This is a genomic window from Tsukamurella ocularis (assembly GCF_965138335.1).
GTDB classification, from domain to species: domain Bacteria; phylum Actinomycetota; class Actinomycetes; order Mycobacteriales; family Mycobacteriaceae; genus Tsukamurella; species Tsukamurella ocularis_A.
The window spans coordinates 60,437-76,573 of sequence record NZ_CBCSDV010000006.1; the positions used below are offsets into that span (position 1 = coordinate 60,437).

The window sequence follows — 16,137 nt, forward strand, 5'->3', positions numbered from 1 at the left end:
GCATGACCGACGGTCCGCAGGCGCGCATCGACAGCGGCGAGATCGCCGGCCGCGATCAGGGGACGGTGCACGCCTACCGCGGCATCCCGTACGCGCAGCCGCCCGTCGGGCCCCTGCGCTACCGCGCGCCGCAGCCCGTGCAGCCGTGGGACGCGATCCGCGCGGCGACGGAGTTCAGCGCCGCGGCGCCGCAGAACAAGAAGTACACGCTGGTGGGCTTCCGCGAGTACCAGCCCACCAGCGAGGACTCGCTCACGCTCAACGTGGTCGCCCCGGCGCGGGAGGCCACGACGCCGCGTCCCGTGATGGTCTTCATCCACGGCGGCGCCTACCTGATGGGCAGCTCGGCGACGCCGCTCTACTACGGCAACTCGCTGGTCGAGCGGGGCGACGTGGTCTTCGTCTCGATCAACTACCGCCTCGGCGCCCTCGGCTACCTCGACCTCACGGACTTCTCCACCCCGGAGCGCCCGATCGACGGCAATCTCGGCCTGCGCGATCAGGTCGCGGCGCTGCAGTGGGTGCAGCGCAACATCGCGGCCTTCGGCGGCGACCCGGGCAACGTCACGATCTTCGGCGAGAGCGCGGGCGGCAACGCCGTCACGACGCTGCTCGCCACCCCCACGGCCCGCGGCCTGTTCCACCGCGCCATCGCGCAGAGCTCGGCCCCCGGGCTCACCGTCGACGCGGTCACCGCGCGCGGCTGGGGCAAGCGCTTCGTCGAGATCCTCGGCGGACCGGAGAACATCGACACGGCCGGCTCGGAGGAGCTGGGCCGCGCCGGCAACCGGCTCATGGGCGAGCTCAACCGGGAGCAGTTGGGGGTCGTCCCCTTCGGCCCCACGGTCGACGGTGACTACCTCCCGGAGGATCCGGAGGTCGCGATCGCGGCCGGACGGGGCGCGCAGGTGCCGCTCATCATCGGCACGAACCGCACCGAGGCGACGCTGTTCACCAAGATGCCCGGCATGGGCAAGCCCTCCGCCGAGCGGGCGGCGCACACCGTGGGCGCGACGCCGGAGGGCTTCGCGCCGCTCGCCGCGGCGTACCCCGGCTTCCCGGACGTCGGCTCGCTGAACCGCATCATCGGCGACTTCATGTTCTGGGCGCCGTCGCTGCGGATCGCGCAGGCGCACGCCAAGCACGCGCCCACGTACTTCTATCGCTACGACTTCTCCCCGAAGACGTTGGACCTGTTGGGCTACGGCGCGACCCACGCCTCCGAGCTGATGGCCGTCTTCGGCGTCTACCACGGCACGACGGGGTGGGTGCTCGGCGCGCTCGGCGACCGCCGCATCGCGATGCGCGTCTCCGACGGCATGCAGCGGGACTGGATCACGTTCGCGCGCACCGGCCGTCCGGCCGGCGAGTGGCCGACCTACAACGGCACGTCCCGCGCGACGCTGGTGATCGACGACCGCAACCGCGTCGTCTACGACCCCTCCCCCGAGATCCGCCGCGCCTGGGACGCGTTCGAGGCCGCCCGCCGCTGAGCCCGGCCCCGGAGGCCCGTGGGCGGCGCGTTCACCGCGTGCTCATGTCGGCGACGTGCCCGCGTCACCCCGGGCGGGCACGGTGCAGGTATGTCCTCGCCCTTCGTTTCCCGTCGTACCCTCCTCCTCGGCGCCGCGGGCGCGGCCGCCCTCGCCGGCGCCGGCTGCGCCCCGGGCGGCGATCCCGCCCCGAGCGCCTCGCGCAACGCGACGCCGCGCGGCGACCTGTTCGCGCTCGGCGTCGCGTCGGGCGATCCCACGCCCGACGGTGCCGTGCTCTGGACCCGGCTCGCCCGGGACCCGCTGGCCGACGACGGCATGGGCGGCATCCCGGCACGCGCCTTCCCCGTGCAGTGGGAGGTGGCGGAGGACGAACGGTTCACGAAGGTCGTGCAGCGCGGCGACGCGACGGCGGCGCCCGAGGCGGGGCACAGCGTGCACGTCGAGCTGGCGGGCCTGCGCCCCGGGCGGGAGTACTTCTACCGCTTCCGTGCCGAGGGCGCGCTGTCGCGGACCGGGCGCACGCACACCACACCGGAGCCCGGGGCGATGACGCCGCTGGCGATGGCCTTCGCCAGCTGCTCGCAGTACGAGCACGGCTACTTCACCGCGTACCGTCATCTCGCGGAGGAGCGCCCGCAGCTGATCCTGCACCTCGGCGACTACCAGTACGAGTACGAGGCCGGCGGCTACGCGCTCAAGACCGGGAACGTGCGCGATCATCGGGGGCCGGAGACGGTCACCCTGGCGAACTACCGGCAGCGGTACGCGCAGTACAAGTCCGATCCCGACCTGCAGCTCGCGCACGCAGCCGCGCCGTGGGTGGCGGTGTGGGACGACCACGAGGTCGACAACAACTGGGCCGGCGAGGTCTACGAGAAGCCCGAGAAGCCGCAGCCGGACTTCCTGGAGCGACGCCGCGCGGCGTTCCGGGCGTACTACGAGAACATGCCGCTGCGCCGCGCGCAGGTGCCGAACGGGTTGTCGCTGCGGCTGTACCGCCGGGTGCAGTGGGGCGGCCTGGCGACCTTCCACATGCTCGACACGCGGCAGTACCGCGACGACCAGGTGGGGAACGACAAGGTACCCGCCACCGATCCCGAGAACCGGAATCCCGCCCGCAGCCTCACCGGCGCGGAGCAGGAGCGCTGGCTGCTCGACGGGCTGCACGCCTCGCAGGCGCGCTGGGACGTGCTGGGGCAGCAGGTGATGTTCGCCCCGATCGACTACGACCCCACCGACGCCGCCGGTTACAACCCGGACGCCTGGGACGGCTACGTCGGTTCGCGCGACCGGGTGATGGACGGGTGGCAGGCCGCGGGCACCCGCAATCCCGTGGTGCTCACCGGCGACGTGCATACCCACTACGCCAACGACATCCGTCGTGGCGACGCCGTGGTGGCCTCCGAACTGACGGCCACGTCGATCACCAGCGGCGGCGACGGGTCCGCGGAGCACAGCGAGAAGGAGACGGCGCAGCTGCGCGACAACCCGCACATCCGGCTGCTGCGCAACCAGCGCGGCTACATCAGCACCCGGATCACGCCCGAGTCGTTGCGCGCGGATTACCGTGTGCTGCCGTACGTCTCGAAGCCCGGGGCGCCGGTGGAGAACGCCGCGTCGTTCGACATCCGCGACGGGGTGCGCGGCCTGCAGCAGATCTGACCCGTCAGGCGGCCAGCAGCGCGACGACCCCGGCGGCGCGGGTCTCGGGGAGCAGCGCGAAGGACAGCAGCAGCGCGGTGTCGGCGACGTCGCCGGCGGTCAGGGCGTGCTCGGCGAGCGTCGAGACGCGGTAACGGTGCCGGGCCAGGGTCGCCGTCGCCGCGGCGAGGGCCCGCTCGGAGCCGAGGTCCACCGTCAGGTGCAGCCCGGCGTCGGCGCCGAGGACGCGCGCGTCCGGGAGGTGCTCCGCGAGCGCCCGCCGGAGGGCCGCGCGGCGGGCGCCGTACGTGCGGGCGGCCCGCGCGACGTGCGCGTCCCACGCCCCCGAGTCGAGGAAGTGCGCCAGCATCGACGCGGCGGCGCCGTCGACGCCCGCGCTCGACCCGTGCCCCGCGTGCGGCAGCCCGCGCAGCGACTGCGGGACCGCCGCCCATGCGAGCCGCAGCTGCGGAGTCAGCGCCTTCGACGCGGTGCCGAGGTAGACGACGTGCTCGGGCGCCAGGGTCTGCAGCGCGGGCAGCGGGGCCACGTCGTAGGAGAACTCCCCGTCGTAGTCGTCCTCGACGATCACGCTGCCGGTCTCACGGGCCCAGTCGACGAGGTCGAGCCGCCGCGCCATGGAGAGCCGCACGCCGGTCGGGTAATGGTGCGCCGGCGTGGTGTAGACGAGGCACCGGCGGCGCGGCAGCCGGTCCACGAGCAGGCCGTCGGCGTCGACGGGCACGCCGACGACCTCGCCGCCCGTCGCGCGGAAGGCGTCGAACGCCCGCCGGTAGCCGGGCGTCTCCACCGCGATCGGGCCGCCGACCTCGCCGGCGATCGCGGCCAGGGCCGGGTTGACGCCCGGGAACAGCCGCAGGTCGCCGGGGGCGGCCCGCACCGCGCGGCGCCGACGCAGGTGCACCGCGAGCGCCTCCTGCAGCGCCGCGACGTGCGGCGCGGCGGACGTCGTGGGCGGGAGGGCGGTCGCGTGCCGCCAGGACCGGCGCCACCTGCGCTGGTCGATGAGGCCCACGTCGGGCACGCCCGGCACCAGGCTCGCGTCCCCGGTGTCCGACGGTGCCTCCGGCACGCGCTCCGGCGCGGGCCCGGGATGCATCGCGTGCGCGAACCGATCCGTGCCCGGGGCGATCCGGGTGCCACTGCCGGCCACCGCGGTCGTCACGCCCATCGCGGCGAGGGTGTCGTACGCGGCGATCACCGTGTTCCGGGCGACGCCCAGCCCGGCGGCGAGCGCGCGCGACGAGGGCAGCACGTCGCCCGGGTGCAGAGCGCCGCTGTCGAGCCCGTCGACGACCGCGTCGACGAGCGCGGCGCTCGGGAGCGGGGACGGCGCGGCCTGCGCGAACGCGGTCCAGAAGTCCGGGAGGGACGCGGGCGGGCGGGGCACGGATCCAGAATACTGGTTCTCAGAATGTGCTGATTCTGGATCTTCTGATGCGCCGGTATCCGGTTCAGGATGGACGCATGGATCAGCTCACGCGATACCCCCAGCGGGGCGGCGACCGCCGCCTCCTCGACGAGATCCTGGACGAGGGCGTGGTCGCCGTGCTGTCGACGGTGGCCGACGGCCTGCCGTGGTCGGTGCCGATCGCCTACGCCCGCCTCGGCGACCGGATCGTCCTGCACGGGTCGACGGGGGCCGGCGCCCTGCGGCACGTCGCGGCGGGCGCCCCGGCCACGCTCACGGTGACCCATGTGGACGCGCTGATCGTGGCCGACACGGCCTTCGACCACTCCATGAACTACCGCTCGGCGGTGCTGCGCGGCACGCTCACGCCGGAGACGGTCGACGGCGCGGCGCTTCTCGATGCGTTCACCGACAAGCTCCTGCCCGGCCGCAGCGCGGAGCTGCGCGCCAACACCCGCAAGGAGCTCGCCGCGACCACCGTGCTCACCCTCCCGATCACGGAGGACAACTGGATCGCCAAGGCGCGCACCGGCGGAGCCTCATCGAGCGAGGGCGGCTGGTCGGGCGTGCTACCGCTGCGGAAGGGCTACGCGGGCTTCGAGCCCACGCCCGGCCAGGACGAACCGGTGCCCGCCTCGGTGCGCGCGGCGGTCTCGTGATTCCCCTCTCGGAACCGACATGAATCGCCCGTGCTGGGTACGGTTGAGGCCATGAGTGCTCCGACCCCGCCGGCATCGTCGACCGAACTGACCGCAGCGCTGCGCGCCATCCTCGACGGCCGGTGGGCCGCCACGAGGGACGTGGTGCGCGACCAGATCCAGGACGGGAACGTGGTCCCGAAGGCGGGGCTGAGCCTGGACGAGTACCGCGAGCTGATGCTCGGCCAGATGAAGGCGATGGTGCCGCTGGGCTTCCCGGCGGACGGCTTCAAGACCGAGCACGGCGGAACCGGCGACGTGGGAGCCGCGGTCACCGCGATCGAGACCCTCGGCTACGGCGATCTCTCGCTCATGGTCAAGGCCGGCGTGCAGTGGGGCCTGTTCGGCGGCGCGGTGGAGAACCTGGGCACGCAGTACCACCACGACACCTACGTCAAGGGGCTCATCGACCTCGACGTGCTCGGCTGTTTCGCCATGACCGAGACCGGCCACGGCTCCAACGTGCAGGAGCTGGAGACCACCGCCACCTACCTGCCGGAGACCGACGAGTTCGAGATCCACTCCCCCACCTCCAGCGCCCGCAAGGACTACATCGGCGGCGCGGGTAAGCACGCGCGCTGGGCCTCGGTCTTCGCGCAGCTCGTCACCGGCGGCCCCGGCGAGGAGCCGACGGGCCGCGGCGTGCACTGCTTCGTCGTGCCGATCCGCGATGAGAACGGCGAGGACCTGCCCGGCGTCACCACCTCCGACTGCGGCTACAAGGGCGGCCTGCCCGGTGTGGACAACGGCCGCATCGTCTTCGACCACGTGCGGATCCCGCGGCGCGAGCTGCTGAACCGGTACGCGGACGTCGCCGAGGACGGAACCTATTCCAGCCCCATCGAATCCGATAGCAAGCGCTTCTTCACGATGCTGGGAACGCTGATCCGCGGCCGCGTCACCGTGGGCGCCGCGGCCGGCGCCGCCGGACGCCTCGGCATCACGCTCGCGACCAAGTACGCGCTGGTGCGCCGCCAGTTCGACGCGCCGGGTGGCGACAACGAGCTGCTGCTGCTCGACTACCGCACGCACCAGCGCCGCCTGCTGCCGCTGGTCGCGCGAGCCTACGCCTTCGCCATCGCCCAGAACGAGCTCACCGCGGAGCTGCACGAGCTGCAGACCGGCGACCCCGCAGATGTCGATCCGGCCTACGCCCGCGAGATCGAGGGCAAGGCCGCCGCGATCAAGGCCGGCCACACGCGCCTTGCCTCCGACGCGATCAGCGCGGCCCGCGAGGCCTGCGGTGGCGCCGGCTACCTCTCCGAGAACCGGCTTCCGTTGCTGCGCGGCGACATCGACGTGTTCACCACCTTCGAGGGCGACAACCTGGTGCTCACCCAGCTGGTCGCCAAGGAGCAGCTGACCGCCTATGCCGGCGACGTGCAGGGCCTCGACGCCGTGGGCTGGGTGCGCTTCGTGGCGAACATGGCCAAGGACGTGGTGCTGGAGAAGACCGCCGCCCGCCAGGTGGTGCAGACGCTGCTCGACGACTCGGACGAGGACACCGAGGAGAGCGACCTCACCCACCCGGGCACGCAGCTGCGGCTGCTGCGCAATCGCGAGGACCACCTGCTGCGCACCGCCGCCGCCCGCATGCGGCGCGCGAAGGAGCCCGACGAGAACGCGCTCGAGGTCTTCACCGAGACGCAGGACCACCTGATCAAGGTGGGCGAGGCGCACATCGAGCGGATCGTGCTGGAGGCCTTCGTCGACGCGATCACCGACGTCCGGGACCGCGCGACGCGCGACGCGCTCAAGCTCATGCGCAACCTGTACGTGTACTCGCTGCTCGAGCGCGACCTGGGCTGGTACCTCATGCACCGGCACGTCTCGGTGGAGCGCGCCAAGGCGATCCGCCGCGGCGTCAACGAGCTGTGCGGCAAGGCCCGCCCGCTCGCCGAGTCGCTGGTGGACGCCTTCGGCGTCCCCGCCGCCGCCCTCGACGTCCCGATGCTGGACCCCGCCAACAGCGTCGCGGTGCAGTAGCGGGTCCGACGGTGCCCCGATCTACAGCGGCAGCAGGATGTTCTTCACGCGCGGATCGGTGCGCAGGAACTCCTGGACCGCGGGATCCTTGAACGCCGCGACCAGGTTCTTGATGTTCTCGCTGTCCTTCCAGCGGGTACCGATGGTCAGCTGCCCGGCGAACTCGTCGGGGGCGGGCGGCGCGAAGATCTCCTTCTCGATGTTCACGCCCGCGGCGAGGTAGTACTCGGTGTAGCCGACGGCGGCGTCGAGGTCGGGCAGCGCGCGGGTCTGCGCGGCGAAGTCGAGCAGGGTGAACTGCAGGTTCTTCGGGTTGGTCGCGATGTCCTTGACGGTGGCCTGCCACTTGTTCACGCCCGGCTTGAGCGTGATCAGCCCGGCGCGCTCGAGGAACCAGAGGCCCTGGGCCTCGTTGGCCGGGTCGGAGTACAGCGAGACCTTCGCGTTCTGCGGCAGCTGCTGCGGATCGGTGTACTTGTCGGAGAACAGCCCGAAGCCCCACCGGAAGACCGGCGTCGCGGCCTCCTCCCGGAAGTCCGGGTTGGCCTGCAGGACCTGGCCGAGCCACAGCTTGTGCTGGTAGACGGTGGCCGCGACCTCGCCCTCGCTGACGGCACGGTTGATCGTGGTGGAGTCGGCGAGCCCCTTGAAGGCGACCGTGATGCCGTGCCTGGGGGCCACGTCCTTCGCGATGAACTCGATGAGCGCCTGCTCCGCGGCGTTGCCCTCGGTGGTGGCGACCAGCAGGGTCGCGCCGGCGGTCTCATTGGCGGTCTTCGCGTCGGACCCGCCGAAGGCGCGCCAGCCCACGAACCCGGCCACCACGAGCACCACGAGGACGACGACGCCGACGATCAGGGGCCGGCGCGAGCCGCGCGTGGTGAAACCGTGATCGTCGCCGGTGGGAGGAGCAGCGGGCGTCGGGGTTTCGGTGTCGCTCATGCGAGTGCCTTTCGGAGGACGGTCTGTTCGGGGGTGAGGTGCCGCACGAGTGCGTCGCCGGCGAGCTGGATCGCGGTGACCACGACGATGAGCACGAGGATGGTCGCGATCATGACGCCGTGATCGAAACGCTGGTAGCCGTAGGTCACGGCGACGTAGCCCAGGCCGCCGGCGCCGATGGTGCCGGCGATCGTCGAGTACTCGATCATGGCGATCGTGTTGATGGTGAGGCCGCCGACGATGCCCGGCAGCGCCTCGGGGATCTGTGCGCCCCAGATGATCTGGGCTTTGGACCCACCCGACGCCGTGGCCACGGTCACCACGTCGGGCGGCAGCGCGCGCAGGCTGTTCTCGACGATGCGGGCGAAGAAGGCGATGCCCGCGATGGACATCGGGACGACCGCGGCGGCGATGCCGATGTTGGTGCCGGTGAGGAACCGGGTGAACGGGATGATCGCCGTCATGAGCACCAGGAAGGGCAGCGACCGCCCGATGCTGATGACCCACGTGAGGGGCTGGTGCAGTGCCGGTCTCGCGAGCAGGCCGCCGGGTGCCAGGTTGTGCACCAGGGCGCCGAGCGGCACCCCCACGACGAGCAGGATCACCATGACGAGTCCGACCATGATCACCGTGTCGCGCAGCGCGGGCAGCACCAGGTCGGGGATCTCGGTGAGCGGCACCGTGATCCCGGAGGCGAGGTACGTCATGCCGCCACCGCCTCACGCGTGTCGGCGTCGGTGCGCAACCCCAGGGCCCGCGCCGCGTCGAGGACGCGGGTCAACGCACCGTCGTCCACGCCGAGGGTGACCGTTCCGACGGTGACGCCCCCGACGGCCTGCACGGACGCCGCGAGCAGCGCGACCGCGGCGCCCGTCTCGAGGGTGACGCGGCTGAGCCAGTCGGCGGGCACCGCGGTGTCGTAGGTCAGGCGCACCGTCGCCTGGCCCGACGGTGCCGCCGCCGCGGGCCCGGCGGCGCGCAGGGCCCCACCGAGCACGGATGTCGGGTCGGTGAGCAGGTCGACGAGGGCGCCCTGCTCGGCGAGGACGCCGTGGTCGAGGCGCGCGGCGCTGTCGGCGACGCGGACGATGGTGTCCATCTCGTGCGTGATGAGCACGACGGCGAGGTTCAGCTCGTCGCGCACGTCCCGGAGCAGGTCGAGGTACTGCGCCGTGGCCTCCGGGTCGAGGCCCGACGTCGCCTCGTCGGAGAGCAGGACCTTGGGCCGCAGCGCGAGCGCGCGGGCGATCCCGACGCGCTGGCGCTGGCCGCCGGAGAGCTGGTGCGGGTAGTGGCCCGCCTTGTCCGCCAACCCCACCCGGTCGAGCAGCTCGGCGACGCGCGCCCGCGTCTCCCCCTTCGTGACGCCCAGGTACTCCAGCGGCAGCGCGACGTTCTCCGCCGCGGTGCGGCGGCGCAGCAGGCTGGACGCCTGGAAGACGGTGCCGATCCGGCGACGCGCCGCCCGCAGCTCGCCCTCGGGCAGCGCCGTCAGGTCCTGCCCGCCGATCACGACGGTGCCGCTCGTCGGCCGCTCGAGCAGGTTCAGGCATTGCGCGAGCGTCGACTTCCCGGCGCCGCTGGGGCGGACCACGGCGAAGATCTCACCGGCGGCCACGGTGAAGCCCACGTCCCGCAGCACGGGCGTCGCCGCCGCGCCGGACCCGTAGGTCTTGGTGAGGTTCCGCACCTCGATCATCTGTCCTCCTCGCGATGTGAGGAGAACAGTGCGGCACACGGCCCGGCGAGAGAACGGTTGCGGTCACCCTGATTCGGGGTGCGGCTCTTGTCGAGCTGTTGCAGCTGCGAACGGGCAGGTCACGGGCGTCGCCCCCGGGAGGCGAACCGGCTCAGTCCTTCCGGAGCCCGCGCACGAGCGCGAGCGCCGCGGCACCGTCGGGCAGCTCGTCCATCCCCGCGGTGAGGGCGATCCCGAGACACGCACCGCTGATCACCCTGTCGGCGTACTCCATCGGGTCGCCCCACGGCAGGAAGGGCTTCGCGACCAGCAGCGAGGCGACGCCGTGCACCACGGTGAGCATCTGCAGCGCGATCGGGCGTGGGTCACCGGGCGGGTAGTAGCCCACCTCCTGGAGCCGCCGGACGGTTTCCTCGAGATGGCTGAAGGCTGCATTGTTCAGCATCACGTCCACGTCGGAGGCGAACTCCGAGGGCTCCATCACCGCGAGGCGGTACTGCTCGGGGTTCTCGACGGCGAAGCGCACGAACGCGAGCCCCTGGGCGCGGGCCGCGTCGAGCGGCGTCGCTGCGTCCTGCTCAGCGGCGCGCAGCGCGTCGTCGAGGCCCTCGAGGAACCGGGCGACGACTGCGCGCAACAGCGCCTGCTTATCGGGGAAGTGCAGGTAGATCGACGGCGGCGTGACGCCGGCGCGCTGCGCCACCGCCCGGATCGAGACCGCCTCGGCGCTGCCCGTCTCGATGAGCAGATCGGTGGCGGCGTCGAGGATCTCGGCGGCCAGCCGCTCCCCGTCGCCGCGCTTGTTGCGCCGCCGTCGTCCCTGTTCCATCGTCTTACGATTCTCGCAGACCGACGCGGTCGTACAGCCGCTTCAGCGGCGCGGGCGCCCACCAGTTCCACACGCCCGCCACGCGCATGAACGCGGGGACGAGCAGCATGCGGATCAGGGTAGCGTCCAGCAGCACCGCGATCATCATGCCCACGCCGAACATCTTCATGAAGGAGACGCCCGCGAAACCGATGGCGGCGAAGACGATCGCCATGAGCAGCGCCGCGGCGGTCACCACGCGACCGGTGCGGGTGATGCCCATCGCGACCGCCTCGTCGTTGGCGGCGTGGTCCTTGACCTCCGAATGGTCCCAGAACTCCTTGATCCGGGAGAGCAGGAAGACCTCGTAGTCCATCGAGAGCCCGAAGGCGATGCAGAACATCAGCACCGGCATGTTCGCGATGATCGCGCCGGTCACCGTCGTGTCGAGCCCGCCGAGCCAGCCCCACTGGAAGATCGCGACCAGCGCGCCGAACACCGCCGACAACGAGATCACGTTCATCACCAGGGCTTTGAGCGGCAGCACCAGGGAGCCGGTGAGCAGGAACAGGAGGATGAAGGTGGTCACCGCGATCACGATGAGCACCGTCGGGAGGGTGTCGAGGATCGATTCGACCGAGTCGCGGTTGAGCTGCGCGGAGCCGCCGAACGTCGGGGGCGCGGGCGCCTGCACCTCGTGCAGCCGGTCGAGTTGATCGGAGGCGGCCTGCGAGAGGGGGTCGAGCTTCGACGAGACCAGCAGCAGCGCCGTCCCGTTCGCGGCCCGGGCGGTCGGGTCGCCGTCGGCCACCCGCTGCCCGGCGAGGAACGTGCCCGACGGTGCCACCACCGCCCCCGTCTCCGGGACCTGCGAGAGGCGCGTGGCGTAGTCGGCCACCGCACCGTCGTCGACGGGCGTGGTGAGAACGATGCTGACCTGCCCCGCGGCGTCCTCGGAGAAGTCCGACCGGATGGTGTCGCCCACCTGATGCGAGCTCGACGAGGACGGCAGCACGCGATCGTCGGGGAAGCCGAAATGGATGCTCAGGAAGGGGGTTCCGAGGATCAGCAGCAGCGCGACCAGGCCGAGCCCGATGGGCACGGCGCGGCGGAGGACCCCGCGGGTGAAGCGGTAGAAGAGGCTCTCCCGCGGCGCGGGTTCGGCGCGGCGGCGGCCGATCTTCAGGGCGTCCACGCGGTCGCCGAGCACGGTGAGGATCGCCGGGGTGAGGATCAGCGTGGCGAGCGCCGCGAAGACGACCACGGCCACGCCCGCGTAGGCGAAGGAACGCAGGAAGTACATCGGGAAGATCGCCATCGCGGCCAGCGAGAGGCCGACGATGATCGCCGAGAAGAGCACGGTGCGACCGGCGGTGTTCATGGTGCGGCGCAGCGCTTCCGGCCGGTCGCCGCCCGCGGCCACCTCCTCGCGGTAGCGGGAGATCACCAACAGCGTGTAGTCGATCGCGAGGGCCAGGCCCATCGCCGTGGTGAGGTTGAGCGCGAAGATCGAGACGTCCGTGAACGTGGTGAACGCGCGCAGGATGCCGGTGGTCGCGATGATCGCGGCGATGCCGATGAGCACGGGGATCGCGGCCGCCACGAGGCCGCCGAAGACCCAGACGAGCACGAGGAACGTGATGGGGATGGCGACGGCCTCCGCGAGCAGCAGGTCGCTCGAGGACTGGTCGTTGATCTGGGCGTAGCTGTAGGCCTGGCCGCCGGGGGTCATGGTGACCGACGGGGGCGGCTGCGGCAGGTCGCCGACGATGGCCTTAGCGTTGAGCGGGGCCTGGGACTCGCCGCCGGCGATGGCGGCCACGATGAGCGCGGTGCGCTTGTCCTCGCTGAGCAGCATGGGGGTGGGCGTGCTGAAGCCGTCGACGACGCTCTCGACGCGACCGTCGGCCCGCAGCCGGTCGACCAGCCCGCGGCCGTAGTCGCCCGCGGCGGCCTCGTGCCCCTCGGGGATCGAGACGGCGAGGACCAGCGGCAGCCCGCCGCGGTGGAAGTCGTCGGCCATGCGGTTGTAGGTCTGCATGGCCTCGGCCTGCGGGTCGACGTAGCCGCCGGCCTGCAGCTCGTCCGCGACGCCGGCGCCCGCGAGCCCGAGCCCGGCGAGCAGGATCGCGGCCAGCAGCAGCACGGCCTTCGCGCGGCGCGCGACGAGGCGGGTGAGTGCGTCGATCATCGGCGTCCCCTTCCAGTTGAATTAACAGCGTTAAGTTAACAGCGTTAATACATGGCGCGTCAACCGCCCGGAGACGGAGATCTACATCACCCGCTGGTTGCCCGCGTAGACGCCGCCCGCCTCGACGAACGCGGCGCCGTCGAACCGTAGATCCCAGGTCTCGGTCGCCTTCCCCACGTCGTACGCCGCCAGGCCCTTCGGCGAGGAGAGGCGGACCAGGGCGCGGGCGCCGTCGCTCCCGACGATGGCGCCGGTGCGGCCGACGAAGATCTCGCCGCCCTCGGCGGTGTACGCGTCACGGAGGGCGTACGCGGTGGTGTCGGAGCCGCTGGAGTAGCCCTGGGTGTGCTCGAGCATGATCGCGGTGCCCGCGCCGCGCGCCACGACCGTGCCCGGACCGTCCGCACCGGACGGTCGCGTGCCGAACGCCTCGCGGGACCAGAGCACCTCGCCGGTGCCCGGGTCGATCGCGGCCACCACCGTCGTCTCGCCGTCCGCGCGCCACACCACAGGCAGCGACGGCGGCGCGTCGCACGAGCAGTCGGAGGCGCCCTTCCACCCGCCGGGCACGGGGCGGACGGTGCCGTCGCGGGCCATCACCTCCAGCGCGTCGCGCGTCTCCAGCAGCAGGCCGGTCATCGACGTGCGGACGACGGGCAGCTGTCCACCCGCCTCGTAGTCGCGGCGCAGCACCTGCCGGCCGCCCTCGTCGAGCACCGTGAGGACGCCCTTGCCGAACGGATCGGTCTTCGGCGCAGCGGCGATGGCGACGGCGAACCCCGCCGCGGAATGGATCTGCACCGTCTCGGCCGCCAGCCGCCACGCCTCGGCGCCGTCGGGTCGGTAGGCGATCGCCTCCTTCTCGGTGTGCCACACCGCGTTCTCCCCCACGAACGCGGCGGACCCCTTCTCCCCCAAAGGTTTCGTGCTCACCGCCCCGGACCCGAGATCGATGATCGCGAGCAGGGACTCCCGCGCCCCGGACTCCGCCACGCAGGCGAGCCGCTCCGCGCGCACGCTGCAGTCCGACACGCGCTGCAGGTTCGGCAGCGCGATGACGGGGCGGGTCGGCCGCCCCGACGCGGCGTCCACGACCGCGATCCCACCCGGCCGCGAACGCACCTGGAAGGCGGCGAGCCGCTCGGTCGCGCCGAGGAAGTCCCAATCCTCACTCACCTCCCACCGCGGCTTCTCGGGCTTCGCCGCGAGCGACGGCAGCGCGGGCACCGACGGCACGCGCGGCAGCGCGGCGGCCGCGGCGGTCGGACCGTCGCCGGCGCCGGCGCCGGACGAGCGCAGCCAGCGGTATCCGCCGTATCCGGCGACGGCCGTCAGCAGGAGCGCGACGAGCGCGATCGCGACGACCGCGCGCCCCGTCCGGCGTGCGGTCGGCACCACCGGTGCGGCGCCCGCCGGCTCCTGCCCGCGCAGGTGCGTGCGGTCGGGGTCGTGCGGCGGCGACGCCGACGGCGCCCACCCGGGCGAGGCGTGCAGCGCAGCGCCCAGCGCCGCCGCGAACTCGCCATTGGAAGAGAACCGGTGCGCCGGGTCCTTCGCCATTCCACGCGCCAGCACGCCGTCCACCTGCGGCGACAGCTCGGGCCGCGCGCGCCGGACCGACGGCACCGGCGCCGCGAGATGGCCTGCGATCACGTTCGCGGCGTTGCTGTCCGCGAACGGCGCTGACCGGGCGAGCAGGTGGAAGGCAGTGCACGCCAGGGAGTACTGATCGGATCGGGGCCCGACGGGCAGCCCGCGCAACTGTTCGGGCGAGGCGTAGTTCAGCGTCCCGACGGTGACGCCGGTACCGGTCAGGTCCGAGGCCTCGTCGCCCATCCGGGCGATCCCGAAGTCGGTGAGCAGGATCTGGTGATCGGCGCTCACCAGGATGTTGGCGGGTTTCACATCGCGGTGCACCAGCCCGCGGGCCCCCGCGTAGTCCAGCGCGCCCGCGACGGCGGCGACGATCCGCGCGACCTCGGCGTTCGGCAGCCGTCCGGCCGCGGCGATCTTCGCGACGTCGGCACCGTCGACGTAGGCGAGCGCGATCCACAGCCGGCCCTCGAACTCGCCCCGGTCGTGCACCGTGACGATCGCCGGGTGCGTCAGCGTGGCGGCCAGGTCGGCCTCGCGCTCGAACCGCGCGCGGTAGTGAGCGTCGGCCGCGAACTGCGGGGCCAGAACTTTGAGCGCGTCGGACCGCGGCAACCGCGGGTGCCGCGCGACGTACACCTCACCCATCCCGCCCGCACCGAGCATCCGCTCGATCCGGTACCCGGCGAAGTCCTCGCCCGCGTTCAGCATCGTTGCCCCATCACGAGGGCATCGTGGCACGGCGCGGTTGGCGGCGGCCAGGAGTCGGCTAGACGCCGCCGAGGCGGTTCTCGCCCAGGGTGTGCACGAAGCGCGGGCCGAGGAGGGCGAGCTCGCGGGTGTAGGCGTCGGCCCAACCGCCGAAGGGCACGTGCGCGAGGTACTCGTTGCGGAAGCGGTCGTCCTCGGAGACCTCGGTCGCGCAGAAGTCGGGGATCGCGAGGTCCACCACGGGGCCGCCGCGCTCCACCTCCGCCATCACGAGCGGGGCGTTCGCGCCGAGGAAGTCGTCGATGATCCAGCCGTCCTCGCCGAGCCACATGGAGTAGCGCACCTTGGCGACGACGTGCTCGGCCCGCCGGACGATCTGCCCGGCGACGAGGGCGTCGAGCTCGCGCTCCGCCTCGTACCGGGTACCGCTCACGGCGGGCCCCTTGGCGGTCATGGTGCCGGTGGTCACCCCGTCGAGCGCGTCGACGAGCGCACCGGGATCGTCGGTCACCTCCGACGGTGCCGGCCCCTGCACGCGGACCCGGACGGCGTACCCGTCGGCGGCGAACAGGTAGGCCTGGACGATGAGCGTGGGCGCCGGGTCGAGCGCAGCGGCCTCGGGGACCTCGCGCACGAAGAACTTGCGCTCGAACTCGAAGTCCCCGAAACCCTGCTCAGACATGCCCCTACCGTAGCTCAGACCAGCGTGTAGCCGGCCTCCTTGACGGCGGCCTCGACGGCGGCGCGCGTCAGTTCCGCCTCGCTCGCCACGGTGACGGCGCCGGTCTCGACGTTCACCTCGACGCCGGTGACGCCGCCGATCTCCGAGATCTCCTCGCGCACCGAGGACGCGCAGTGCCCGCAGGTCATGCCGGTCACGGTGTAGGTGGTCTCCACTGCCATATCTCGCTCCTTCAACAACTGACGCGATCGCCGATCG

General features: G+C 72.4%; 13 protein-coding genes. 4 read left to right on the forward strand and 9 right to left on the reverse strand.

Annotation, left to right across the window (positions count from 1 at the left end; translation table 11 throughout):
* Positions 1-2 precede the first annotated feature (2 nt).
* The gene (locus ACNAYW_RS07900) at positions 3-1,493 is read left to right on the forward strand and encodes a carboxylesterase/lipase family protein (protein ID WP_415849155.1); all 1,491 of its coding nucleotides are present in this window, start codon (positions 3-5) and stop codon (positions 1,491-1,493) included.
* Positions 1,494-1,583: 90 nt separating this feature from the next.
* Positions 1,584-3,158: an alkaline phosphatase D family protein gene (locus tag ACNAYW_RS07905; protein ID WP_415849156.1), complete on the forward strand. Its 1,575-nt coding sequence runs from the start codon at positions 1,584-1,586 to the stop codon at positions 3,156-3,158.
* 4 nt (positions 3,159-3,162) lie between these two features.
* On the opposite strand, the gene ACNAYW_RS07910 is transcribed toward ACNAYW_RS07905, so the two are convergent.
* Positions 3,163-4,548: an aminotransferase-like domain-containing protein gene (locus ACNAYW_RS07910; protein ID WP_415849157.1), complete on the reverse strand. Its 1,386-nt coding sequence runs from the start codon at positions 4,546-4,548 to the stop codon at positions 3,163-3,165.
* Between the two features lie 77 nt (positions 4,549-4,625).
* Here ACNAYW_RS07910 and ACNAYW_RS07915 point away from each other — a divergent pair, with 77 nt between their 5' ends.
* Together ACNAYW_RS07915 and ACNAYW_RS07920 are read left to right on the forward strand one after the other, a co-directional pair.
* Positions 4,626-5,228 (forward strand): pyridoxamine 5'-phosphate oxidase family protein, encoded by a 603-nt coding sequence (locus ACNAYW_RS07915; RefSeq protein WP_415849158.1) that lies wholly within the window; start codon positions 4,626-4,628, stop codon positions 5,226-5,228.
* A 51-nt stretch (positions 5,229-5,279) separates the two neighbouring features.
* Positions 5,280-7,253, forward strand: a complete 1,974-nt coding sequence (locus ACNAYW_RS07920; RefSeq protein ID WP_415849159.1) for an acyl-CoA dehydrogenase family protein — start codon at positions 5,280-5,282, stop codon at positions 7,251-7,253.
* 21 nt (positions 7,254-7,274) lie between these two features.
* Here ACNAYW_RS07920 and ACNAYW_RS07925 read toward each other — a convergent pair whose 3' ends face one another.
* The 8 genes from ACNAYW_RS07925 to ACNAYW_RS07960 all read right to left on the reverse strand — a co-directional run bounded on the left by ACNAYW_RS07925 (position 7,275) and on the right by ACNAYW_RS07960 (position 16,100).
* The gene (locus ACNAYW_RS07925; protein WP_415849160.1) at positions 7,275-8,195 is read right to left on the reverse strand and encodes a MetQ/NlpA family ABC transporter substrate-binding protein; all 921 of its coding nucleotides are present in this window, start codon (positions 8,193-8,195) and stop codon (positions 7,275-7,277) included.
* On the reverse strand, positions 8,192-8,902 hold the full coding sequence (locus ACNAYW_RS07930; RefSeq protein ID WP_415849161.1) for a methionine ABC transporter permease: 711 nt from the start codon (positions 8,900-8,902) through the stop codon (positions 8,192-8,194). The genes ACNAYW_RS07925 and ACNAYW_RS07930 overlap by 4 nt, the downstream gene beginning before the upstream one ends.
* Entirely contained in the window at positions 8,899-9,894 is a 996-nt protein-coding gene (locus tag ACNAYW_RS07935) for a methionine ABC transporter ATP-binding protein (protein ID WP_415849162.1), read from the reverse strand. Before ACNAYW_RS07935 ends, ACNAYW_RS07930 begins: the two co-directional genes overlap by 4 nt.
* Positions 9,895-10,045: 151 nt before the next feature.
* A complete protein-coding gene (locus ACNAYW_RS07940) occupies positions 10,046-10,723 on the reverse strand; it encodes a TetR/AcrR family transcriptional regulator (RefSeq protein WP_415849163.1) in 678 nt (225 codons plus the stop codon).
* A 4-nt stretch (positions 10,724-10,727) separates the two neighbouring features.
* Positions 10,728-12,893, reverse strand: a complete 2,166-nt coding sequence (locus ACNAYW_RS07945; RefSeq protein ID WP_415849164.1) for an MMPL family transporter — start codon at positions 12,891-12,893, stop codon at positions 10,728-10,730.
* 81 nt (positions 12,894-12,974) lie between these two features.
* Positions 12,975-15,197, reverse strand: a complete 2,223-nt coding sequence (locus ACNAYW_RS07950; RefSeq protein ID WP_415849165.1) for a serine/threonine-protein kinase — start codon at positions 15,195-15,197, stop codon at positions 12,975-12,977.
* A gap of 58 nt (positions 15,198-15,255) precedes the next feature.
* Complete coding sequence (locus ACNAYW_RS07955; protein ID WP_415849166.1) at positions 15,256-15,879, reverse strand: CYTH domain-containing protein; 624 nt, start codon at positions 15,877-15,879, stop codon at positions 15,256-15,258.
* Positions 15,880-15,893: 14 nt separating this feature from the next.
* Entirely contained in the window at positions 15,894-16,100 is a 207-nt protein-coding gene (locus tag ACNAYW_RS07960) for a heavy-metal-associated domain-containing protein (RefSeq protein ID WP_415849167.1), read from the reverse strand.
* Between the last annotated feature and the right edge of the window lie 37 nt (positions 16,101-16,137).